General features: G+C 36.4%; 22 protein-coding genes. 7 read left to right on the forward strand and 15 right to left on the reverse strand.

The window, feature by feature from the left end:
• The 4 genes from NQ558_RS00005 to mobQ all read left to right on the forward strand — a co-directional run bounded on the left by NQ558_RS00005 (position 1) and on the right by mobQ (position 3,810).
• Complete coding sequence (locus NQ558_RS00005; protein ID WP_005362325.1) at positions 1 to 717, forward strand: replication initiator protein A; 717 nt, start codon at positions 1 to 3, stop codon at positions 715 to 717.
• Positions 714 to 1,571, forward strand: a complete 858-nt coding sequence (locus tag NQ558_RS00010; protein WP_005362327.1) for an ATP-binding protein — start codon at positions 714 to 716, stop codon at positions 1,569 to 1,571. Before NQ558_RS00005 ends, NQ558_RS00010 begins: the two co-directional genes overlap by 4 nt.
• Positions 1,572 to 1,741: 170 nt before the next feature.
• On the forward strand, positions 1,742 to 1,963 hold the full coding sequence (locus NQ558_RS00015; protein ID WP_005362330.1) for a DUF3847 domain-containing protein: 222 nt from the start codon (positions 1,742 to 1,744) through the stop codon (positions 1,961 to 1,963).
• Between the two features lie 137 nt (positions 1,964 to 2,100).
• Positions 2,101 to 3,810: a MobQ family relaxase gene (mobQ, locus tag NQ558_RS00020; protein ID WP_005362333.1), complete on the forward strand. Its 1,710-nt coding sequence runs from the start codon at positions 2,101 to 2,103 to the stop codon at positions 3,808 to 3,810.
• Between the two features lie 60 nt (positions 3,811 to 3,870).
• Here mobQ and NQ558_RS00025 read toward each other — a convergent pair whose 3' ends face one another.
• The 8 genes from NQ558_RS00025 to pcrA form a co-directional block, all read right to left on the reverse strand.
• Positions 3,871 to 6,420 carry an ABC transporter permease gene (locus NQ558_RS00025; RefSeq protein ID WP_005362336.1) on the reverse strand — a complete coding sequence of 850 codons (2,550 nt, stop codon included), beginning with the start codon at positions 6,418 to 6,420 and terminating at the stop codon, positions 3,871 to 3,873.
• Positions 6,421 to 6,433: 13 nt separating this feature from the next.
• A complete protein-coding gene (locus NQ558_RS00030) occupies positions 6,434 to 7,114 on the reverse strand; it encodes an ABC transporter ATP-binding protein (RefSeq protein WP_005362338.1) in 681 nt (226 codons plus the stop codon).
• A 98-nt stretch (positions 7,115 to 7,212) separates the two neighbouring features.
• Positions 7,213 to 8,121, reverse strand: a complete 909-nt coding sequence (locus NQ558_RS00035) for a sensor histidine kinase (protein WP_005362341.1) — start codon at positions 8,119 to 8,121, stop codon at positions 7,213 to 7,215.
• Positions 8,118 to 8,801: a response regulator transcription factor gene (locus NQ558_RS00040; RefSeq protein ID WP_005362343.1), complete on the reverse strand. Its 684-nt coding sequence runs from the start codon at positions 8,799 to 8,801 to the stop codon at positions 8,118 to 8,120. The genes NQ558_RS00035 and NQ558_RS00040 overlap by 4 nt, the downstream gene beginning before the upstream one ends.
• A 132-nt stretch (positions 8,802 to 8,933) precedes the next feature.
• Entirely contained in the window at positions 8,934 to 9,305 is a 372-nt protein-coding gene (locus tag NQ558_RS00045) for a TnpV protein (RefSeq protein ID WP_119637245.1), read from the reverse strand.
• Positions 9,306 to 9,336: 31 nt separating this feature from the next.
• Positions 9,337 to 10,986: a 23S rRNA (uracil(1939)-C(5))-methyltransferase RlmD gene (gene rlmD / locus NQ558_RS00050; RefSeq protein ID WP_259907591.1), complete on the reverse strand. Its 1,650-nt coding sequence runs from the start codon at positions 10,984 to 10,986 to the stop codon at positions 9,337 to 9,339.
• 102 nt (positions 10,987 to 11,088) lie between these two features.
• Positions 11,089 to 11,325 (reverse strand): hypothetical protein, encoded by a 237-nt coding sequence (locus NQ558_RS00055; RefSeq protein WP_005362360.1) that lies wholly within the window; start codon positions 11,323 to 11,325, stop codon positions 11,089 to 11,091.
• A gap of 84 nt (positions 11,326 to 11,409) precedes the next feature.
• Entirely contained in the window at positions 11,410 to 13,743 is a 2,334-nt protein-coding gene (pcrA, locus tag NQ558_RS00060; RefSeq protein WP_040446921.1) for a DNA helicase PcrA, read from the reverse strand.
• Positions 13,744 to 14,044: 301 nt separating this feature from the next.
• Between pcrA and NQ558_RS00065 the strand changes: the two genes are divergently transcribed.
• A complete protein-coding gene (locus NQ558_RS00065) occupies positions 14,045 to 14,644 on the forward strand; it encodes a DUF1836 domain-containing protein (RefSeq protein WP_005362364.1) in 600 nt (199 codons plus the stop codon).
• A gap of 345 nt (positions 14,645 to 14,989) precedes the next feature.
• Here the strand turns inward: NQ558_RS00065 and NQ558_RS00070 are convergent, their stop codons facing one another.
• The 5 genes from NQ558_RS00070 to NQ558_RS00090 form a co-directional block, all read right to left on the reverse strand.
• Positions 14,990 to 15,655, reverse strand: coding sequence for an Ig-like domain-containing protein (locus tag NQ558_RS00070; RefSeq protein ID WP_005362365.1), 666 nt, complete (start codon positions 15,653 to 15,655; stop codon positions 14,990 to 14,992).
• Between the two features lie 8 nt (positions 15,656 to 15,663).
• Entirely contained in the window at positions 15,664 to 16,839 is a 1,176-nt protein-coding gene (locus NQ558_RS00075; protein ID WP_040446922.1) for a hypothetical protein, read from the reverse strand.
• A gap of 162 nt (positions 16,840 to 17,001) precedes the next feature.
• Positions 17,002 to 17,298 carry a YerC/YecD family TrpR-related protein gene (locus NQ558_RS00080; RefSeq protein WP_005362367.1) on the reverse strand — a complete coding sequence of 99 codons (297 nt, stop codon included), beginning with the start codon at positions 17,296 to 17,298 and terminating at the stop codon, positions 17,002 to 17,004.
• A gap of 62 nt (positions 17,299 to 17,360) precedes the next feature.
• Positions 17,361 to 18,224: an Hsp33 family molecular chaperone HslO gene (gene hslO / locus NQ558_RS00085; protein WP_370781919.1), complete on the reverse strand. Its 864-nt coding sequence runs from the start codon at positions 18,222 to 18,224 to the stop codon at positions 17,361 to 17,363.
• 94 nt (positions 18,225 to 18,318) lie between these two features.
• A complete protein-coding gene (locus tag NQ558_RS00090) occupies positions 18,319 to 19,077 on the reverse strand; it encodes a class I SAM-dependent DNA methyltransferase (RefSeq protein WP_259907592.1) in 759 nt (252 codons plus the stop codon).
• A gap of 168 nt (positions 19,078 to 19,245) precedes the next feature.
• Between NQ558_RS00090 and NQ558_RS00095 the strand changes: the two genes are divergently transcribed.
• A complete protein-coding gene (locus tag NQ558_RS00095) occupies positions 19,246 to 20,217 on the forward strand; it encodes a DUF6709 family protein (RefSeq protein ID WP_005362377.1) in 972 nt (323 codons plus the stop codon).
• A gap of 40 nt (positions 20,218 to 20,257) precedes the next feature.
• Here the strand turns inward: NQ558_RS00095 and NQ558_RS00100 are convergent, their stop codons facing one another.
• On the reverse strand, positions 20,258 to 20,767 hold the full coding sequence (locus NQ558_RS00100) for an SEC-C metal-binding domain-containing protein (RefSeq protein WP_005362379.1): 510 nt from the start codon (positions 20,765 to 20,767) through the stop codon (positions 20,258 to 20,260).
• A 190-nt stretch (positions 20,768 to 20,957) separates the two neighbouring features.
• Here NQ558_RS00100 and NQ558_RS00105 point away from each other — a divergent pair, with 190 nt between their 5' ends.
• The gene (locus tag NQ558_RS00105) at positions 20,958 to 21,161 is read left to right on the forward strand and encodes a hypothetical protein (RefSeq protein ID WP_005362381.1); all 204 of its coding nucleotides are present in this window, start codon (positions 20,958 to 20,960) and stop codon (positions 21,159 to 21,161) included.
• Between the two features lie 338 nt (positions 21,162 to 21,499).
• Here NQ558_RS00105 and NQ558_RS00110 read toward each other — a convergent pair whose 3' ends face one another.
• The gene (locus NQ558_RS00110) at positions 21,500 to 22,774 is read right to left on the reverse strand and encodes an adenylosuccinate synthase (RefSeq protein WP_005361613.1); all 1,275 of its coding nucleotides are present in this window, start codon (positions 22,772 to 22,774) and stop codon (positions 21,500 to 21,502) included.
• Positions 22,775 to 22,859 lie beyond the last annotated feature (85 nt).

Genomic DNA, 22,859 nt, shown 5'->3' on the forward strand with positions numbered 1-22,859 from the left:
ATGACGGACTTTCTGACAGCAGACACCAACCTGCCATCTTATATGATGTTTCCCCGTTTTCTTCTGAACATGGAAATAAACGAAACTGCCAAAATGCTTTATATTATCCTGCTCGACCGGGCAAGGCTTTCCCAGAAAAATGAGGGCTGGTCAGATATCGCTGGTCATGTGTTCATTTACTTTACAATTGAAGCACTGGCAGAAGTTCTCCACAAAAGCCAGATGACGGTAAAAACTGCTCTGGCAGTACTGGAAAAACAGGAGCTTATCTTCCGAAAACGGCAGGGACCCGGACAGCCCAATCGCATTTATGTAAAACTCCCAAAAGAAACCATCCACTATACAGACAGATTTCTTTCCCTAAGACAGACAGAAAACTATCCTATTGATAGACAGGATTCTTTCCCTGATACAGACAAAAAACTGTCTGGTAATAAGAAAGAGATAAAAAAGAACAATTTAGAAAAAAGAGGGAGTAAGGAGCCACTCTCACCCTATGGAAAATTTCAAAATGTTTTTCTGTCAGAAAAAGAGCTTGAAGATATCCGGCAGACAATCCCTGACTGGAAGGATTATATTGAACGCTTATCCGGTTATATGGCTTCTACCGGAAAGCAATATCAGAACCATGCAGCTACCATCATCAGTTGGGCAAGACAGGATTATCCTGCTTCCTGGCAAAGAAATTACGAAAGTGAGGAATACGAAACACTATGACAAGATTTATAGAAAAAACAACCGCTATAACACCAAACAGAGAGCTTCAGCCTGATGAATATTTTAACGAAACAGACCACCTGATCTACTGTTCCAAATGCAATACGCCAAGACAATGCCGGCATGAATTACAGGGAAAGGTTCTTATTCCTTCCATCCGCTGTAAATGCCAGCAGGAAATCTTTGAGCAGGAAGAAGCCCAGAGAAAACTTCATGAAAAACAAATGGAAATAAAGCATCTTAAAACCAGCGGCTTACAGGACAAAGCACTCTATGACTACACTTTTGCCAGGGATAACGGCATCAATCCGGAAATAAAACTGGCACACAATTATGTAAGCAACTGGGAAGAGATGAAAGCAAACGCTTCCGGACTTCTTATCTGGGGTGATGTCGGTACTGGAAAATCTTTTTTTGCAGGCTGCATTGCCAATGCCCTTCTGGAAAAAGGCGTTCCTGTACTGATGACCAACTTTTCCCGGATTCTGAATACCCTTACCGGAATGCATTTTGAAGACAGAAACCAGTTCATCAACAGCTTAAACCGCTACAGTCTTCTGATTATTGATGATCTCGGAATTGAGCGGAACTCTGACTTTGCACTGGAACAGGTATTCAATGTGATCGACAGTCGTTACCGCAGTAAAAAGCCCCTGATCATAACGACCAATCTCACTTTATCAGAGCTGAATAACGCCGCTGATATCGCACACAAACGAATTTATGACCGTATTCTGGAGAGATGTATTCCTGTCCGTATCAATAACCGGAATATTCGTCAGGACAATGCAACAGCTAATTTAAAACAGGCGAAAAAAATCCTGTTGAACAATCATGCTCCGAACCAGAACTGACTCGAAGAAGTATAACACAATGATTACTTTTCACTGACAGTGGTACTACTTTCTTTCCTCATTTATTACCAGAAATATGCCACTGTCAGTTATCTAAAACCATAGTACCAAACCAAAAGATTTTAAAACCAAAACTGCCCGGATACGGGCATAAAAAGGAGGTGCCAGATATGGCAGATAAAAGAATCATGACACCGGAAGAAAAAGCACTTTTACAGGCAAGACACCGCCAGGAAGAAGCCGAAGCAAGAAATCGCAAAAAAGAACGTGATGCCAGAACACACCGATTAGTCCAGGAAGGAGCCATTCTGGAAAGTATTGTTCCCCATATTAAAGAAATGGATTTAGATTCCCTGAAACGGGAGCTGATGATCCGGCTACGGGGAATGTAAACGCACAAGTTCTACTCCCGAAGGGCGCACTTACTCACCACCTGATAAATCAGGCAGTGGTATCCCCTTCGGGGCTCGTGCGCTCTGCCGAGGGCTTTATCCGCTGTTGCAGGCAACATCGAAAGGAGGTGCCAGATATGGCAATTTATCATATGCAAGCCAAAGTCGTCAGCCGTGGTTCCGGTCGGTCTGCTGTTGCTGCTTCTGCTTATATGAGCTGTAGCCGCATGTACAATGATTATGACGGCATTCAGCATGACTATACTAGAAAGCAGGGTCTGATCTATCAGGAAGTGATGCTTCCTCCAATGGCTCCATCGGAATGGAATGACCGGGAACAACTCTGGAATGCTGTGGAAGAAACCGAAAAGACCAAAGACAGCCGACTGGCAAGAGAATTTGTTGTCGCACTCCCCGTCGAGTTAGATAAAAACAGCAATATTTCTCTTCTTCAGGATTTTATTCAAAAGAATTTTGTGGATATGGGCATGTGTGCTGACTTTGCTATTCACGATACAGATGGACACAATCCTCATGCACACATTCTGCTTACCGTCCGTCCACTGAATGAAAATGGAACATGGCAGTATAAAACAGAAAAAGAATATCTCTGTATAAAAAATGGGGAAGAAAAAGGATTTACAGCTACTGAATTCAAAACTGCACAAAAAGATGGCTGGGAAAAGCAATACAGATATAAAGTTGGAAAAAAGAAGATTTATATGACCGCATCTGACGCACAGGAAAAGGGCTATGACCGCATCGACAAACATCCTAAAAGTAGCCGCTACGGCAGGCAGAATCCTATTTCTGAACAATGGAACAGTGATGAACAACTCTGTATCTGGAGAGCAAACTGGGCAGATACTGTAAATGAAATGCTTGCCCGCAATCAGATAAATGCATCCATTGATCACCGCAGCTTTGCAGATCAGGGAATCACCGAACAGCCGACCATCCACGAAGGCTACATTGCCCAGAATATGGAAAAGAAAGGAATGATAGCTGACCGCTGTGAAATCAACCGTCAGATTCGTGCAGATAATCAAATGCTCCGGGAATTAAAAACTCAGATATCGAAACTGGCTCAAGCTGTCAAAAATTCTATTCCTGTAATTGCAGAAACAATGGAAACTATCCGAAATCATATGATTTTTACACAATATCATTTACTTCATAATGAGATGCAAAAAGAAGTAATTCATGATTGGATGAATCATTTTAATCCAATACTGAATAAATATAATGCTGTTAAGAAGAAACTCAAAGCGAAAGTTTCGGAACGGAAAGAACTGAATGTGCAAAAGGATAAAACCAGTATTTTGAATCCCATCCAGCATATAAAATTGAATCAACAGCTTACCACTGTTACCGAAGAAATTGAAGAACTGAAATCACGGAAAGAGCAGCTAATCTTCCAGGCACAATGCACTACCGATAAAGATATGATGAATCTATCCAAGAAATACGACCAGATGAATAAAAATCTGGATGTCTTGGATTCTCAGGACACCTCGCTCAAAAAACAGCTTGAAAAAGACGCCACTGCTTTCCGGGAAGAAAAATTTCGTCCTGAGCCAGAACAATATACCAAATTACTGGATACCAGAATCCAGATACGTCCTGATTTCCGGGATAAGCTGATTGAACAACTCAAAGGTACTTTCGGTAAATATTACGACTATCACCGTCGTGATATTGCAGCCAATGAGGTGGATTATCTCAATGTGGAAGATCCTGATGTTTTCTCCCATCGTGCATGGGAACTTGAATATCAGAGGAAACAAGAGATGCGACGAAATCAGCCTGTTCGATCTAAGAAAAGGTCATATGATATGGAATTATAATTTCCTTTAAAAAGAGGCGCATGGATCAGCAAATCCATACGCCTAATTGATACCTTGTTTCTATTCCTTGCGAATTCTTTCAACAACACTTTCCCGACTCATCTTTTCAAACTGATACTTTGGTATCACATACGCAATCCCAACCAAAATTGGAATCATAAGCACACATGGCACTATCGTAAGATGTAGCCGGAAGAAAAATGCCGTACCGAGCGTATTTATTAAAATCTGCTTTGCTCCAACCACAACTAACAATACTGCAATCATAAATGCGCCTCCCAAATATAGGAATCCCTCAGCCACTAGCATTTTCGATATCTGTTTTTTCGTCATTCCAACAACTTCCAAAAGTGCCAGTTCTTTTTTTCTGCTAATTACAGAAGTTGCTGTTGTATTAAAGAAATTCATAATGCCAATAAAGGCTAAAATAACGACAAGAAAACTACCGATCATATAATATTTACTGACAAACCGCCTAAAGCTCGCCTTCATATCCAATACAGAAAAAACATTTATCATATCATTTTCTTTCAAAACATTTTTATCAATGTATTCTTTTACTTGCTTATCCTCGCCCTTCTTGGCATCAATAGTAGCATACATTGCTGATTGATTTTCTGTCTGGGTGATATACTCTTCTTCTGGGACCATTACTGTAACATAAACAGAATCTGCATACGGATAATCCAGGGAATATGGCATCATAGCTTCTCCGATCACCCCATAATCTTTCTGTTTTCCGTTTCCGTACTCCATTTTAAAAGTTTCGCCAGACTGATAATAAGAAACTGGTTGTTCTGTATATTTATCACTATAGTCCACAATCACATAATCCCCACTTTTAAACGTATCCCAGGAACATTTTTCCCCTTTCCATTCTAACATATCAAACACCGCTTCACTAATTCCGAGGAAATGAACCTTTACAGTATTATCCGCTTTTGTTTCCTCCCAGATTTGCTTTTCATAATCTGTCCAGTTTTCTTTGTTTTTTTCTGCCAATGTCTCCCACGTTTTCAAAAGTGCTGGTTCCATCTTATGTCTTTCTTCCGAATAATACACATATCCTGTTTTCTCACTTTCCGGACACTTATTCAGAATCTCTTTGATTTCAGGTGTAATACCATTGAAATTTGTATTCGATAAAGTGTCGGTCATCTGATCCAGTTGAAAATCAGATGCTAAAAATATATTCCGGTAAGACTCAAAATCATATCCCTGCACCAACATCACAATATAGTTGACCACTACCATAGAAAGAGCGATAGAAAACATAACAATCAATCCCTTTTTCCAGTTATGGAACACATTTTGAACTGCCATTCCCCACCAGGTTACAGAAGTATTCTTTTTTATTTTCTTCTGTGACTGCTCTCCTTCTGCCAAATGTAGGGCTTCCACAGGCGAAACTCTTTCCACCATTTTACAAGCCTGTAGACTGGATAAATACACCGTTAAAAGTGTCAGAAGTGCTGCTGCAAAAAAAATCAAAGGATTAGCTGATACTACTGTCTGTGCAGTCTTTCCTGCCTGTGCACTGATTTGGGCATCTGCTGTCAGAGACGGCGACATACAAAAACCTGCAAGATAACCGAAAATCAATCCGATTGGAATCCCCACTGCTGACAATTTCCATGCCTGCATACGTACAATTTTTTTCAATTGTTTTCCTGTTGTTCCCACGTTCTTCAATAATCCATAGGCTCTAATATCCGTTTTCACGGATATATTAAAAATATTATAAATAATTAAGTAACCAGCCAATATCACAAACAGTACCATTACAATAAGGGAAGTGAATGAAAATGAATCTTCTTCAAAAAGATTATATGCCGGATTGATCTCCAATCCTGTCCCTGCTTTCGTAAATCCTGCTGTCTTAGATATATTTTCTGTTTTCTTTTCCAGATTCCAAAGATTCTTGTACCAGACAGAATACTCCTTTCCCCCATTATAGATACCATTTTCTAATTCTTTCTGTGTAACAGGATAACAATTCTCCTTCGCATAGGCTTCAGATACCCAGACCATCTGACCTAAAACAGCCTTATCACCCTGCCAAAATCCACATATCTGGAATGTATCTGTTTTGTATTGTTTCAGCATTGGATTTACTTCCCACGTCAGCGTGACTTCTTCCCCAATCTTTGGTGTAACTCCCAATGCTTCCAGTACCAAGCTGCTGACTGCTACTTCATTTTCCTTCTCTGGCAGTCTTCCTGTAGTTGGCAGACAATTAAAGCTTTCTGCCATATTTTTATCTGCATATCTAACTTCTACTGAAAAGCCAAAATGTTTATCTCTTCCTGCTCCCAGAAAAATGCCTGTTCCATATCGTTCCACCTCATCACTTTGTTCTATTGTTTTTTGCAATCTCTCCGCATCTTCTTCTGACAAATTCTGCGCAATAGCATGGGATGAATCCATAAATTGCTTAATTTCCGTTGCTCTTTTGGAAAGTATCATGGATACGCTCCCCACAAAGAGGCTTGTAAATAACAGTGATGTCAACATGATTGCAATAACAGCAATAATATTTCTTGCTCGGTTCATTTTCATAAAACGTTTCGTCAATAATCGTAACGTTTCTTTATTCTCTACTTTTACCATATAAACGCCCTCACTATACCAAACCACTGTCTGAAACAATTTTTCCGTCTTCAATCTGTAAAATCCTGTCAGCCATCTGGGCAATCTCCTCATTGTGAGTAATCATTACAATCGTTTGATGAAAACGCTTACTGGTGACTTTTAAAAGTCCCAATACATCCTGACTCGTTTTTGAGTCCAGATTGCCTGTCGGTTCATCTGCCAGCAAAATAGCAGGTTTTGCCGCTAATGCTCTTGCAATTGCCACCCTTTGCTGCTGACCCCCTGACAGTGCACTTGGAAGATTTTCCAGTTTTGTCCGAATGCCCAGTGTATCTATGATTTCATTTACATAGCCTTTTTCAATCTTTTTTCCATCCAGTTTTACAGGAAGAACAATATTTTCCCATACATTCAGCATCGGAACCAGATTATACTGTTGAAATACAAATCCAATATTTCTACGCCTAAAAATAGTAAGCTCTTCATCTGTCATATGGCTTAAATTCTGTCCGTCAACAATGACCTGACCGGATGTTGGATTATCCAAACCACCAATGATATGAAGCAATGTAGACTTTCCACTTCCAGAGGTTCCAACAATCGCTACAAACTCCCCTTTTTCTACTTCCAGGTTTATACCATCAAGAGCCCTGACTTCTGTTTCTCCCTGCCCATATATTTTTCGTAAATTTACTGCTTTTAATATATTCATGCCATCCTCCCATCAAAAAAGCCTGTATTGATCTTTACAATACAGACTTTATCATAACAATGTCTCCATCTGGTTTCTGAAATATCACAGTTTTGATACTATTCCTTCTTTGCTATCGGAAGAAACACAGAAAATGTAGAACCCTTTCCTCTCTTTGATGTCACTTTTATATACCCCTTTTGTGCCTGAATGATCTCTCTTGCAAGGAATAAGCCAATTCCTACTCCTGGCTGGTCTGCCACTGACAGACTCCGATAAAACCTTCCAAATATCTTTGGTATTTCTTCTTTTTCTATTCCAATGCCATCATCAATGATATCAATCTTTACAAAAAAAGAATACTGCTCGACTTTTATCTGAACATTTCCCCCACATGCTGTGTATTTAATCGCATTGTCTACAATATTTCCGAGTGCCTCCACAGTCCATTTTGAATCACATCGAATATGCAAATCCGTGTCACATAGGCTCAGAGTAATATTCTTCTCCCTTACTTTTACGTTAAACTGTTGCTGTATAGATTCAAGCATCTGCTTAATAGTAGTATCCTCCGAATGTACTGCGATAATTCCACTCTCCATCCGTGATAATTTGACCAATGATTGTATCAAAAAATCTAATTTCTCTGTTTGCTCCAAAATGGTAGCTATTTCCTCCTGATTTTCATTACTCACTTCAGAGAGTATTTCTCCATAGATTTTCAGATTTGAAATAGGAGTCAGTGTCTGATGCGCAATATCTGAAATAAGTTTTTGTATCACTTCTTTCTGTTCCTGTTGATTTTTTCCTGCCAGAAAGCTACTGTCTATATATTGTTTCATGCTGTTTTCAAGAGCAGAATACTTTTCTTCTGATATTTCTGTCCGTTCCAGTTCTCCATCTATTGCACAGTCCAGCATTTGCTGCAGCCGGTTCAAAAGCTTTTTTTCTTTCTGATAAAAAAAGCTGTACCAAAAAACTCCGCTCAGGACAAATATAACTACAATCAACATAATTGTTTCTATCATCCATTCACCGCCCATGTATAACCAATTCCATAAACCGTCTTGATATATTCAGGCTTCTGCGTATCATCTTCTAATTTGTCTCTGAGGCGTTTGATTGCAACAGTCAAGGCATGGGCATCCACAAACTCTGTATCTCCCTGCCATACCTCGTCAATCAGATATTCCCGTTTCAATACTTTTCCTCTGTTTTCACACAGCACTCTAAGGAGCTTTTGTTCTGTCTTACTAAGTTCAATAGGTTCTCCATCTTTGAAAAATTCCATTTTATCGAAATAGAACTCAAATCCATCAAGCTCCATAGAATTCTTAGCTGCTGCCTCTTTATTTCTAAGCTGCACAGACACTCTTGCACGCAAAACCATCAAACTAAACGGTTTCGTAATATAATCATTTGCCCCTGCTTCCAATCCTGTCACAATATCCACTTCCATGTTATTTACTGTAAGCAGAATAATCGGCACCTGACTGTTTTTCCTTATTTCTCTTACAAAATCAATCCCATTCCCATCCGGCAAGTTCACATCTAATAAAACTAATGTAATGTCTTCCCTGTTTAGAATCGCTCTCGCTTCCTGCAAAGTTCTGCACTGATAAAAGAAATAAGCATCATTCTTTAAAGCCAGACGGATTCCATCATTTAATTTTTTGTCATCTTCAACAATCAGTAACTTTTCACTCATATTTTCTCTGCTTTCTTACAAATTACGCTAATTGTATCATTGCCAGTTTTATAAATCAAATCATTAAATCAAAATCTCCGACAGAATTTATTTTATAAACAGCAAAAAGCTCCCGAAGGAGCTTTCCACACTTTAAATATAGACCAATTCTTTTAACACAATCTCTTCTACCATATTACGAATACCATTTACCGCTCTGACCCATTCCATCTGGTCACAAGCTTTCAATTCTTCCGTAATGCCCTGCCTCTCCATCATCTGACGCACCAGAATATCCATTCTCTCCTGTGCTTCATCGTCCACAGTATTCAGATGTTCTGTCAGTCTGTCTTCCAACATATACAGTGAATACATTGCCGGACGATGCTCTTTCAGATACGTTTTTCGCATCATTCCATATTTCCCATAATGCGGTTCTTCATCTGTACTGACAAGATTCGGATAGTAAATTCCGTCTGCGCCAAGTGTGTAGGTTCCACCCATTTTTTCAAATGTGCTTTTCATGTGTTATTCCTCCTTGAAATCAGCAATGTCCTTAGATCATCGCAAAATATTTCAGGGCAGCCTTAATTGCTTCTTCTTTCTCTTTCGGACACTGTGGCACTTTTGGATTTTCTGTCTTTGGCAGATTATAGTTCTCTCCTACTTCGATTCCACATTTCCTTTTGATTTGAGAAATATATAAATTTGAAACCTTCAAGCCAAATTCTTTCAGCACATAATCTTTGATTTCCTGATAGGTTGCTTTCAACTCGGCACTTGTAGCATCCAGCTCGTCCAAGTCTAAGTCGATCTCTATCGTGTCATCCGGCTTTTGTTGGGACAAAAGAACAACCGTCTCCACATGATTTGTGTTCGGAAATTGGTCGATTGCCGCTGCCTTAACCACTTTATACCCTTGCTCCTGTAGCATTTCCAAGTCTCTTGCAAGGCTTGTTGGCTTGCAGCTTATATAAACCATTCGGTCAACGCCAAAGTCGATTATCTTCTGCAATGCCTTTGGATTTATGCCATCACGTGGTGGATCAAGTACGATTAAATCAGGCTTGTCCTGAAGGTCATCAATTACCTTTAAAACGTCACCGGCTATAAACTCGCAATTTTCAAGGTTGTTTAAGCTTGCATTAACTTTTGCAGCTTCAACAGCTTCCTCTATGATTTCAACCCCAACTACTTTTTTTGCAACAGGCGCAAGAATCTGGGCGATTGTGCCTGTTCCGCTGTATAGATCGAATATTAACTTGTCCTTTGTTTCTCCGATATATTCTCTTGCTTTTGAATACAAAACTTCCGCCCCAAGTGAATTAGTCTGGAAAAATGAAAATACTGAAATCTTGAACTTTAAGCCTAAAAGTTCTTCGTAAACATATTCCTGTCCGTAGAGAACTCTTGTCTCATCGCTTTGCACAACATCTGCCAAACCATCATTAATAATATGAATAACTCCGCACAGCTTAGCTGACAAATCAAGTGCCTTTATTTCTTCCACCAAACTCATTAAGTCAGCTTTCTTCTCCATTTCTGCATCTGATGTTGTAACAAGGGCAACCAAAAGTTCTTTTGTCTTAGTTGTTCTTCTGACTAACAAGTGTCTTACATAACCTTCGTGACGTAATTTATGATAAAAAGGTAACTCTTTTTTTGCACAGTAATCCAAAACACATCTTAAAATAATATTGTAATCTCTATCTACAATCTTGCAGTTATCCACTGTTACAATGTCGTGGAAACTGTTTTTCTTGTGCATTCCAAGTGCCAAAGGTCCATCCTTAAACTCGTCACCAAAAGAAAATTCCATCTTATTTCTGTAGCCCCACTGCACAGGACTGCCAAGTATTCCCTCAAACCGGTAGTCTCCTTTGATTGCATTGTCAAGAATTCCCTTAACCATGTCTTCCTTAAGTTTCAACTGATTCTCATAACTCATTGTCTGGTAAGAACAGCCACCGCAATCACCGAAATGTGGGCAATTAGGTTCAACATCTTCCATTGGTGATTTTTCAATTATTTCCTTTAATCTTCCCTGAGCCTTGCCTGAACGCTTTTTTGAAACAACAAACTTAACCTTCTGTCCCGGCAATGTGCCTTTTACTGATGCTATTCCGTCTTCACCACAATCAACTTCCCCCTTGTTTGGAAAAGCAATTTTTGTAACTACTCCTGTATATTCAACGCCTTTTTTCATCTTTTCTCCTTTTAAAACAACTTTAGCCCAAACAAAGCAGTCGCCGGATTCTACCAACTACTACTCAGCTTGGGCCACTTTTTGTTGTTTGCTTTTTAATTTTTATTCTTCTTCAAAATCGTCTTCATCTTCGTCTTCAAAGAGATCTTCGAAATCATCTTCAAAGTCATCATAATAATCTCTGTTAACGAATCTGTAGATTGCATATGCGGCACCTGCTACTGCTGCTACTGCTGCAATTACTGCCAAAACGATTGCAACAATCTTCTTTGTTTCTTTCTTCTCATCGTCTTTTGTTAAGATTTTTCCAATCTTTACGCCCTTAATTAAATCGTCCATTTCTGTCACCTCATTTTCTATCTGATTGATAATAGATTCAAAATTTATACTTATTGGTATTATACCAAAAATCAAACATATTTACTACAATTTTTTAAGTTTTGCAAAAGATGCCATCATAACTTTTTGACCTGCTGTGTCAAACTCAACTGTTACCTGATAATCTCTTGGTCCGTCCTCCACGCCAAGCACTGTTCCGTCGCCAAATTTTATATGATGAACTCTGTCACCAACGCCATAATCAATGTCTGCCTTTGTTACAACAAACTGCTTTCCAAAGCCCGGCTTAGTTGACGGATTGCCATATGCAGGCTTCTTTGCCATTGCTCTATAAGCGTTTTTGTGTTCATTTGCAGCAAAATTTCTTGAACCGCCGTAAGATGAACCCATATAGCCTGAGCCACCATGATTTAAGGAGCCTTCATAGCCACCGAAACCACTAAAAGATGGTTTCTTCTCAAAACCTGCTGCAACTCTATCCGTTACATTTTTGCTGTTTACAAGGCTCATTGGAATCTCTTTTACAAATCTTGAAATAATATTGTACTGAGTCTCCCCTCTTACCATTCTACGCTTTGCGTAGCTTATTGTTAGATGCTTCATTGCTCTTGTTATTGCAACATAGCAGAGTCTTCTTTCCTCTTCCAGTTCTTCCGGATCATCTGACATAATGCTCATGTATCCCGGGAATAATCCGTCTTCCATTCCGCAAAGAAAAACATTAGGAAATTCAAGTCCCTTTGCACTGTGAACTGTCATTAAAACAACATAACTGCTGTCTTCATCTAAGTTATCAATTTCTGAAACCAAAGCAACTTCTTCCAAAAATTCTGCAAGACTTGGATTGTCTGTATTCTCCTCGTATTCAGTTACTTTTGTTATTAATTCATCGATATTTTCGATTCTGCCATTGGCTTCATCTGTGTTTTCTGCTGCAAGTTCTGCCACATATCCTGTCTCGTTTAACACTTCGTTAACTAACTCTTTCAAAGACATACTCTGTTGCTGGTCTTTGAAATTCTCAATTAAATCAGTGAATTTTCTTACCTTTGTTGCTGCTCTTTCAAGCCCCGGAATGTTTTCAACTTCAAGCAATGACTCATACAAATTAAAACCGTAAGCTCTTGCAAAATCCTTAGCCTTAGTAACTGTAGTCGCACCAATGCCTCTCTTTGGCACGTTTATAATTCTTTCTACAGCTATGTCATCTGTTGCATTGCAGATAATTCTAAGGTATGCCAAAACGTCTTTGATTTCTTTTCTCTGATAGAAGTTCTGTCCGCCAATGATTTTGTAAGGAATATTTCTAAGCAATAATTTTTCTTCCAATGCTCTGGATTGGGCATTTGTTCTGTACAAAATCGCGTAATCACTATAATCTGCCCTTCCAAAATCCACATTTTCCTTAATTGTTGAGGCTACCATATCTGCCTCTGCGTAAGCGTCTTCAGCCTGATACAAATCTATTTTTTCACCCTGTTCATTGTCACTCCAAAGTGTCTTGTCTTTTCTACCTTTATTGTTGTGAATAACTTCATTTGCCGCATCAAGAATAGTCTTTGTTGAACGGTAATTCTGCTCCAGCTTAACTACCCTTGCATTGTTAAAGTTTTTCTCAAACTGAAGAATATTGGAAATATCCGCACCTCTAAATTTGTAAATTGACTGGTCATCATCACCTACTACGCAAAGGTTCTGATATTTAGAAGCCAACAGTTTAATAAAAGCAAACTGAGCTCCGTTAGTATCCTGATACTCGTCAACCATAATGTACTTTAATCTTTCCTGATAACTTTCCAAAACTTCAGGACATTTTCTGAACAAATGAACTGTTTTCATTATAAGGTCATCAAAATCCAACGCGTTATTCTTCTTCAAAGCTTCCTGATAATTATTGTAAATTTTTGAAAGATTAAGCAATTTAAAATCTGACTGTGCCATCTGGGCAACCTCGCCTGTTGTTACAAGCTTGTTTTTGAAATCAGATATTTTCCCAAGAACTGCATTCTCCTTATACATCTTTGGATCAAGATTAAGATTCTTGATTACGTCCTTTAAAAGTTTCTTCTGGTCTTCTGTATCGTAAATAGTAAAATCGTTACTATATCCTATTCTGTCAATATATCGTCTTAAAATTCTTACGCAGGCTGAGTGAAAAGTACTTACCCAAACCTGTTCCGCGCCAAAACCAACAATCTTATTTACACGCTCACGCATTTCACCTGCCGCTTTGTTTGTAAAAGTTATCGCCATAATATTGTATGGCTGAACGTGTTTTTCTTCTATTAAATATGCAATTCTATGAGTCAGCACCCTGGTCTTTCCGGACCCTGCACCTGCCAATATAAGCAATGGTCCTTCCGTATGATAAACTGCCAACTGCTGCATATCATTTAATGTTTCGTATATATTATTCATAAATTCCATCCTTACCGGTAATTATAATTGTTTAATTTGTTATTATGATTACGTTAATCGTAACCTATTTCCAATTTTCATAATCATTTACACTGCTAAAATATTTTAACATATTCCATTCTAAGAATAAAGACACCTTTAATTTTGTTTTTTATTATATTTGCTTGTTTCAATTTTATATTCCAATTCCCGTATTCCATGATTTTATATAGATTTTTTTATTAATATTTTATCTTGTGGTTTTTATTACTACGTGTTATCCTTGTAGTATCAGATAATAAATTATTTATGGAGTAAGACAATGCAATCAGAAGATTTAATTAACCAGGTTTTAGAAGAAATAGAATCATTTAACATTGATGATATTCCTAACATAGATTTATATATGGATCAGGTAACAACATATCTTAATGGAAAATTCAACACATCCAAGAGACATGATGATGACAAGCTTTTGACAAAGACAATGATTAACAACTATGCTAAAAGCCGCCTGTTGCCTCCTCCTGAAAAAAAGAAATACTCAAAAGATCACATGATTATCTTAATCTTAATCTTTTTCTTTAAGAATGTTATATCTATAAACGATATCCAAACTATTGTAACTCCACTTCTAAAGGATTATTACAATAATGATAATATCAATAATTCATTAGAAGATGTAACTAATGCATTCTTAAATCGCGTTCAAAAAAGCGACCTTATTGAGCCTTTGATTAAAGAATTTAAAAATTCTCAGAACATTTTTGGTGACTTAGAAAGCTCTGACCGTGAATCAATTGAAACAATTGGGCTAATTGCCACATTAAGCTACGATATGTATATTAGAAAAAGACTTATTGAGAAGCTTATTGATTCTTTGCCTAGTTCAAAGGGTGATACTGGCAAAGATAAGAAATAAATTGTAGTGTTCCACGTACTTTTTCTGCACCGTACCCAGACATATTCAAATCTTCTGTTTTTGGGGTACGATTTTATTTTATGTAAACTGATTATATCACTTATTCTTGCTTTAAATACGTTTTTGTCACATATTGATCTTTATTCTATGTATTATATTAACCAATATGTCACTTATACTATATTTTCTTCAATATTTGTACCCCGAAAATTACACTTCCTTTAATTTTCGGGGTACACTCTATTAAAATTATAATTTTCTCCGTGTTATGTTAACCAAACATATTCAGAATATTCAAATTAACTGTATGTATTTCAAAAAAATAAATCATACGCAGTTAACATGCTACTTATAACAAAATGTTGTGGTTATTTCATAATCCGCTATTCCGATTTCCTGTAGATTAGTAAACACTTCACATTCTATCTTATATGTTAATCCTTCAATCATATTATAATTAGTAAGACTTACTCCTATTCGCACTTTACTTCCTGGTGCTAAACTTATCGGTGGTCTCATAGAATTAAGAATTTCTTTTTTGCTTACATACTCTTTCTTCTCACCATTCTTGACAATTAAATAGTATGGATATGCCACAAAAATACATTGGTCTGACTTATTATTTAATTCAAGCTTTACATAATCTTTATTACCTTCTACAACCTTGACTGTAACATTCTTATTAGTAGCTTTTTTTAATTTCTTTTTCACCTGCACATTTATAGTCTTTCTCTTACCATATTGATCCTTTAATGTTATCTTTGCCTTGCCAATCTTTTTAGCTTTAACTAATCCTTTTTTATTAACAGTTGCTACTTTCTTATTAGTGCTTTTCCATTTTATTTTTTTCATTGACAAATTGCATAATTTTGCACTTTTACCCTTTTCAATAACAACAGTTTTAAATCGGTTTGTATCAATTTTTACGGTTTCTGCATTAACAATATTTCCCTGACTGCAAATAAATAACATAATCACCATTACTATCACAACGCTTATTTTTGTGTTCATACTCCCTCCTAATAAAAAGCATATCTCCAGTTATTATAAATATCTCCATTTCCTGGATTATAATAAAATTTATATCCCGTATTTCCATTTAATTCTGAAGGAAAAATATGATTGACTACATATACATTTTCTCCATTCATTGGCATATTAGGATCCATATAAACATAATAATATCGCTGCAAGTCTGTTCTATAATAGCATCCACACAAAGCTACTGCATGAGCATAATTTTTTGCACTGTTTTCTTCATTATGTAAGAAACTACAAAAAACCGGTTTATGGCTTTCCATTAAATACAAAACATCTGTAAAAGATAATTTATGTTCAACATATTTCATAGATATTGCATAATACTCCCACATTCTCTTTTCCCACTGAATATTTCCAACTGGATCCGCATTGTATTTTTTCTTTAAATCATAATACACTTTCCTTGCATTACATTTAACCGTTCCGCCACGTTTATAATTAATAATGCTAGCCCCTGTTGCCGCCCAACATATTCCCTGATTGTTAATTTCTCCATTAGCAATCAAATCTAATTTTGTTGTGTATAACATTAACGTATTTTTTGTATTCTTTATAGTTTCATACTTTTTCTTATGCGTTCCTATATATGAAAAATCTGTTGTATATTCACTATCATTTATACTTGCTGTCTCTATTTCATATTCATCTGAATTTAATTTTACATTTTTTGATATATCTGAAAACTTTCGTTTTTTTAATTTTCTATCTGAATTATTCTTTCTTATTGTTTTTCCTGCATTTTCACCTGTTACTACTTTCGTTTCTTTTTTGCTATGTAAACTTAATCCATTGCCATTTGATTCAACGCTAATTCTCTCTTCTCCTATATCATTAAAAAAATTTTCACTATATAAAAATGACGTTAATTTTTTTCCTTCGTATTCTGTAACATTTATTGCTCCTATCTCTTCATCTGCTACTTTCACAAAAAATATAGAACTTTTGTTTTTTGAATTTTCCACATTAAAAGACTGACTTATTTCTACTTTATCATTCTTTTGACAGTCCACTCCTGATAAATAACCTCCTAACTCCTCAATCGCAACACTTTTATCATTCTTCTGAACTTGTCCAGCATTTACGTTTTTCATATTTGCCATTAGCAAAACGCTTAATATAGCAAACATAATAAATTTTTTCTTACTTTTTTTCATATCTTTCCTCCTACTCTCTTTCTTTTCCATATTGGATTTCTCATTTTCATTATAGCATACTTAATTTTTAAAAAAGTGGAATATTCTCTTATTTAGTAGAATATTATTGAATTTTCGCATAAAAGAAAAAGGTACGAAATCTCTATCTCGTACCTTTACTTCTTATTCATCTTTCTTTAATACTCTTTCAAGTACCATATCATACCCGTCATTTCCATAATTAAGTGAACGGTTGACTCTGCTTATTGTCGCTGTTGATGCACCTGTGGCATTAGATATGTCAAGATAAGTCTTTCCTTCTCTTAACATTTTGGCTACTTCATATCTCTGTGAAATAGAAAGCAACTCGTTTACTGTACAAACATCTTCAAAAAATGTATAGCACTCTTCCTTATTCTCTAATGTTAATATTGCATCAAAAAGATGATCAACTTCTGTATTTCTAATTTTTTTACTCATTTCAACCTCCTGAGAGATACCTTTACTTACTTTAAGATTTTATCACTCTAAAGTTTGAAAGTCTAGTATTTTTTTCTTAATGTTTTTAATTCTTCAACACTAAACTTGTATGTTGTGTTACAGAAATCACATTTTACTTCGATTGCCTTGCCATCATTAATTATTTCGTCTAATTCTTTGTTGCTTAATCCTGCAAGTGCCTTTACAATTTTTTCCTTGCTACATGTACACTTAAACTGTGTATCGATTTTGTCTGTAAACTCAACATCCATGTCGCCCATTACTTCTTTAAGAATATCTTCAGGTGTCATACCTTTTTCAAGCATATCTGTAACTGATGTAATTTTGCTGATTCTATCCTCTAATGCCTGAATTGTTTCTTCGTCTGCAAAAGGCATTAACTGTACTATAAATCCGCCTGCCTGTTTTACTGTATTGTCTTTTGACATAAGCACCCCAAGGCCTACTGCTGAAGGAACCTGCTCTGATGTTGCAAAATAATAAGTCAAATCTTCTGCAACTTCACTTGTTCCAAGTGGAACCTGACTTGAATAAGGCTCTTTAAGTCCCATATCCTTAATAACTGTTAATGTTCCGTAACCGATTGCCGCGCCTACATCTAACTTGCCTGCATAGTTGGCAGGAATAAGCACGTTAGGATTTCCAACATATCCCTTTACGTTTCCGTGTGAATCTGCTGTAACTGTTACTCCGTTAATAGGTCCGTCCCCCTTCATCATAATTGTCAAAATATCCTTGTCGCCCTTCATCATAACGCCCATCATTGCTCCACCTGTAAGCAAACGACCTAAAGCTGCTGTTGCTACAGGACTTGTATTATGATGCTGTCTTGCTGTTTCAACCATCTCTCTTGATGTAATTGCAAATGCTCTAATCTGACTATTTGCTGCTGTTGCTCTTACTATATAGTCCACTTATTTTTCCTCCTGATTTTCTTATCTATATCTTCTTAAGTTTTTATTTCGAAACTTGATTTTTAATCTATATCTTTTTCAGTTTTTATTTCGAAACTTGATTTTTCTGACATTCTCTTGCCACAACATATATTCTTTCGCTTTCGCTATTAGGTTCATTTCTTGTAAATGCATCATAAACAGTTACGAACTCAAGTCCTGCAAGATTCAAAGCTTCTTTGATTTCTTCAACTGTATAAGCTCTCTGATAATGCTCCTCACTAAATTTATCATATCTATTGTCATCACCTTTAACAAAAATAGAAAGCATATATTCATTTATACAATCTTTCTCATCAAAATAATTGTCCCAAATAAAACTGCAGTCTTCTCTGTCCTCGGCAATTACTGATTCGCCAATACTTCTGTATAACTCTATTGTTTTTAAATCAAAAACAAAAATTCCACCCGGATCAAGATAATTGTTAACCAACTTAAAAGTTGTAACTAAATCTTCGAATTCCGTAATATAATTAATTGAATCACAAAGGCTTACTACTGCCGCCACCGTTCCATACAAATCCAGTTCACGCATATCCTGGCACAAATACAATATACCGTCGTTTTTTCTTTTTTCAATTGCCATATTAAGCATTTCCTGGGAGTAATCCACGCCAATCATATCGTAGCCCTTGTCTGCCAACAGTTCCGTAATATTGCCCGTTCCACAGCCCAAGTCTAACACAATACCATAATTGACACCATATTCTTTTAAAATGCTAACCAAATATTCGCACCATTTATCATATTCAATATTGTCCATAAACTTATCATAAACCTGTGCAAAACCCGTATATGCTTCCATAGTATTCCTCCATAATCCTTACCATTCTATCAGCAAAACTTTATAAACGCAACCATTAGACTTGCCAAAAATCTCACACTACATTATACTGACTATGACAATTTAAAATATGTTAAAATTATAAAATAAAAAACAGGTATGAAAGGTAAATTTAACAGGTAACTTTTTATGATAAATATTACTGGTGAAATCCGTAATTTATCCGCCAAAAGGCTAATCATTCCAACGATAACTTTTGTTCTTATGATTTTATCGTTAATGATTTTTCCTTTTTTTAAAGTGTTTAATCCCGAACCCATATCAAACATATATAATGTAAGACTTTCTGACAAATACGTAAAAGTAACTGCCAAAACCCTACATTACTCAAGTTACAATCTTATAAAATTTGGCAATAAGAAATACGGATATTATTATGCACTAAATGACAATCAATGTGTTTTTGTGATTCTTCCTGTAGGTAGCACACCTAAAAAAACATTAACAAATTACAGTTTTAAGGGCAAAGTTATAAAGCCCAACAGTTCTTACAAGGAGATGCTTGATGCATTCTCAAAAGACTTAAACTGGGATTCTCAATCCCTTTCAAAAATCACAGGTGAGTGTTTAATTAGCAATGCTAATTACCACCCTATTAAATATATGATTTTTATGTGGTTTGTTATAGTTATTATGCTGATTTCATTAAAGAATATAGTCGAAGCAATTATGGGAATAGTTAATCCATATCTTTACCCTGTTTGCACTTTTTTAAACAAACAGCTTGGAAAAGAATATATTGACGATGCCGAGTCAGAACTTAGTTTTGGTAATTACATACAGATTAACTCGATTTATATAACTGAAAACTATTGCATAGACCTTGGAAAAAACAAGATTTCCATAATCCCCCTTAACGACATTGTGTGGTGTTACCGATTGGGAAATATTAGTCTTAATCCTAAAAGCGAAGAACCGACTTTTTCACTTCACTTTACATTAATAGATGGCTCCACAATTCTTTTTAAGAAAAAAACAAGCGACGAGGCTTTGGAAGCAATTAATGCCATCCGTGCAACAGAATACAATATTATAATCGGCCATTCGGAATCAAAGAAAAAAGCTGCAAAGGCAGTTATAAATAGTTATAAACAAAAATAGGCTGTTGCAACAACTGCAACAGCCTATTTTTTTGTGAAAACTATCTTCCACAACAATATTTATATTTCTTTCCTGAACCACATGGGCAAGGATCGTTTCTTCCAACTTTCTTTTCCTTTATAACTGTTCCTGAAAGTTTCTGTTCTTTGTAAAGTTCCTTTCTTCTTTCAGGTGTTAAAAGGTTGTCCCATTCTTCTAAGTTATAAAGCCAGTCTGCCTTAGCATCAACCATGTTCTTGTATAACTTTTCAGGATCATATTCTAAGCTAACTTCTGTTGTATCTTCTAATTCTTCTATTGGATTCTCAACCTTTAAGCTTTCGTTGATTCCATCAAGGAAACCTACCATTGTAAGAACTTCCATATTGTATTTCTTTGCAAGTTCTTCAACTGTTCCCTTTACTACTACGTCAGGATGTCCAAGGATATCTTTGTATACTTCCTTCTCCTGTACGAAATAAGCACCCCAGAACTGATTGTACTGCTCCTGTGTCTGTTCCTGATTATAAGCGATTTCACGCCATGTCTTTAATAAATAATCGTTTGCCATTTTTTCCTCCAAATGTATTAATATGCTAAGCACCTGTTACTACCTAACATTAAATTTTTCTTCTCTAGGATATTATACAAATACTAAACAATAATTGCAATAAAATATTATTTCTACTATACTAAAGAGAGTTTAGAAAATAAGCTTTTTTAGCTTTATCGTTGCATTTTTGTGACAGAATGGAGTTTTTATGGAAAAATTAAAACGAATCCTTGCTATATTGGCAATAATTTCACTTATATTTTGTGCTTTGCTTACATTGGTTTTTGCACTTCTTACAAACTTTGGAGTTGGAGATTTTACTAATGCCTGGAGAGCAAGTGCATGGTCAATGATAATATTGCCGGTGCTTTTTTATGTAATGATATGGATTTGCAAGTTGTTGAAGAAGTAGTAGAGAATATTGTAGTGGTTGACAAACTATACAGATAGGCATTGAGCCTCTGTACTCATAGACCTTCGGTCTATTTCGTCACTGGCTTTCGCCTTGTGTGCTACTACTTATACAGATAGGCATTGAGCCTCTGTACTCATAGACCTGACGGTCTATTTCGTCACTGGCTTTCGCCTTGTGTGCTACTACTTATACAGATAGGCATTGAGCCTCTGTACTCATAGACCTTCGGTCTATTTCGTCAGTGGCTTTCGCCACATCAAATTAAAAAAACACGGTTGAAAAATTGTGCAAGCACATTTTCAACCGTGTTTTTTCATTTGACAGAGGCTCAATGCCTATCTGTATATGATTTCATGTCTTCCTGGTCCGTTACTTACCATTTTTACTGGTACGCCAAGTTCTTTTTCGATGAATTCGATGTATTTACGACAGTTTTCAGGAAGTTTGTCGTATTCTTTGATTCCACGTATTTCTTCTTTCCATCCTGGAAGTACTTCGTATACTGGTTTTGCTTTTTTGAGTTTTGCTGTTACTGGGAAGTCTTTTACTACTTCGCCATCGATTTCATATCCTACACATACTGGAATTTCATCTAAGTATCCAAGTACGTCTAATACTGTAAGTGCTACTTCTGTAGCTCCCTGCATTCTTACTCCGTAACGTGAAGCTACGCAATCGAACCATCCCATTCTACGAGGACGTCCTGTTGTGGCTCCAAATTCTCCACCGTCGCCACCACGTCTTCTAAGTTCATCCGCTTCGTCTCCAAAGATTTCACTTACGAATTCTCCAGCTCCAACTGCACTTGAGTATGCTTTTACTACTGTGATGATGTCCTTGATTTCATATGGTGGTATTCCTGCACCAATTGCACCGTATGCTGCTAGTGTTGATGAAGATGTTACCATTGGGTAAATACCGAAATCAGGATCTTTTAATGTTCCTAACTGTCCTTCAAGAAGTACTGTCTTTCCTTCTTTAATTGCATTGTTTAAGTATAATGCTGTATCGCAAACGTAAGGTTTTACAATATCTCTGTATTCATGTAATGTTTCTAATAATTCATCAGCATTGATAAGTGGCTTATGATACATATGCTCTAACATAATGTTCTTCTGTTCTACTACTCTTGCCACTTTTTCCTTTAATGTATCTTCATCAAATAATTCTGATACCTGGAATCCAATCTTTGCATATTTATCTGAATAGAAAGGAGCAATACCTGACTTTGTTGAGCCAAATGCCTTTCCGCCAAGTCTTTCTTCTTCATATGCATCAAAATCAATGTGATATGGCATAAGAATCTGTGCTCTATCTGATACTAAAATATTTGGCTTTGGCACTCCCTGTGATACAATACTATCAATCTCCTTCTGAAGATATGGAATGTTCAGTGCCACACCATTTCCTATAATACATGTAGTATGCTGATAGAATACTCCTGATGGAAGTAAATGAAGTGCAAACTTACCATATTCATTAATAATAGTATGTCCGGCATTACTTCCTCCCTGGAATCTTACGATAATGTCTGACTTTTCGCCAAGCATATCTGTAATCTTACCTTTTCCTTCGTCGCCCCAGTTAGCACCAACAATCGCTCTAACCATTTGGTTTCCTCCTATTTAACTTGAATTGTTCTTTATTATTTGTTTTATCTGCTATGCTTTGTTCCTAGCAAACCACTAAATATTA

Source organism: Eubacterium ventriosum (assembly GCF_025150745.1).
GTDB lineage: Bacteria > Bacillota > Clostridia > Lachnospirales > Lachnospiraceae > Eubacterium_G > Eubacterium_G ventriosum.

Bases quoted from the DNA above. Each gene is read 5' to 3' on its own strand.
- NQ558_RS00010 (WP_005362327.1), top strand. From the start codon at position 714: ATGACAAGATTTATAGAAAAAACAACCGCTATAACACCAAACAGAGAG.
- NQ558_RS00105 (WP_005362381.1), top strand. From the start codon at position 20,958: ATGGAAAAATTAAAACGAATCCTTGCTATATTGGCAATAATTTCACTT.
- NQ558_RS00045 (WP_119637245.1), bottom strand. From the start codon at position 9,305: ATGAAAAGCACATTTGAAAAAATGGGTGGAACCTACACACTTGGCGCA.
- NQ558_RS00005 (WP_005362325.1), top strand. From the start codon at position 1: ATGACGGACTTTCTGACAGCAGACACCAACCTGCCATCTTATATGATG.
- NQ558_RS00065 (WP_005362364.1), top strand. From the start codon at position 14,045: ATGCAATCAGAAGATTTAATTAACCAGGTTTTAGAAGAAATAGAATCA.
- NQ558_RS00055 (WP_005362360.1), bottom strand. From the start codon at position 11,325: ATGGACGATTTAATTAAGGGCGTAAAGATTGGAAAAATCTTAACAAAA.
- NQ558_RS00080 (WP_005362367.1), bottom strand. From the start codon at position 17,298: ATGAGTAAAAAAATTAGAAATACAGAAGTTGATCATCTTTTTGATGCA.
- NQ558_RS00090 (WP_259907592.1), bottom strand. From the start codon at position 19,077: ATGGAAGCATATACGGGTTTTGCACAGGTTTATGATAAGTTTATGGAC.
- NQ558_RS00075 (WP_040446922.1), bottom strand. From the start codon at position 16,839: ATGAAAAAAAGTAAGAAAAAATTTATTATGTTTGCTATATTAAGCGTT.
- NQ558_RS00095 (WP_005362377.1), top strand. From the start codon at position 19,246: ATGATAAATATTACTGGTGAAATCCGTAATTTATCCGCCAAAAGGCTA.
- rlmD (WP_259907591.1), bottom strand. From the start codon at position 10,986: ATGAAAAAAGGCGTTGAATATACAGGAGTAGTTACAAAAATTGCTTTT.
- mobQ (WP_005362333.1), top strand. From the start codon at position 2,101: ATGGCAATTTATCATATGCAAGCCAAAGTCGTCAGCCGTGGTTCCGGT.
- NQ558_RS00030 (WP_005362338.1), bottom strand. From the start codon at position 7,114: ATGAATATATTAAAAGCAGTAAATTTACGAAAAATATATGGGCAGGGA.
- pcrA (WP_040446921.1), bottom strand. From the start codon at position 13,743: ATGAATAATATATACGAAACATTAAATGATATGCAGCAGTTGGCAGTT.
- NQ558_RS00110 (WP_005361613.1), bottom strand. From the start codon at position 22,774: ATGGTTAGAGCGATTGTTGGTGCTAACTGGGGCGACGAAGGAAAAGGT.
- NQ558_RS00100 (WP_005362379.1), bottom strand. From the start codon at position 20,767: ATGGCAAACGATTATTTATTAAAGACATGGCGTGAAATCGCTTATAAT.
- NQ558_RS00070 (WP_005362365.1), bottom strand. From the start codon at position 15,655: ATGAACACAAAAATAAGCGTTGTGATAGTAATGGTGATTATGTTATTT.
- NQ558_RS00015 (WP_005362330.1), top strand. From the start codon at position 1,742: ATGGCAGATAAAAGAATCATGACACCGGAAGAAAAAGCACTTTTACAG.
- NQ558_RS00025 (WP_005362336.1), bottom strand. From the start codon at position 6,420: ATGGTAAAAGTAGAGAATAAAGAAACGTTACGATTATTGACGAAACGT.
- NQ558_RS00040 (WP_005362343.1), bottom strand. From the start codon at position 8,801: ATGAGTGAAAAGTTACTGATTGTTGAAGATGACAAAAAATTAAATGAT.
- NQ558_RS00035 (WP_005362341.1), bottom strand. From the start codon at position 8,121: ATGATAGAAACAATTATGTTGATTGTAGTTATATTTGTCCTGAGCGGA.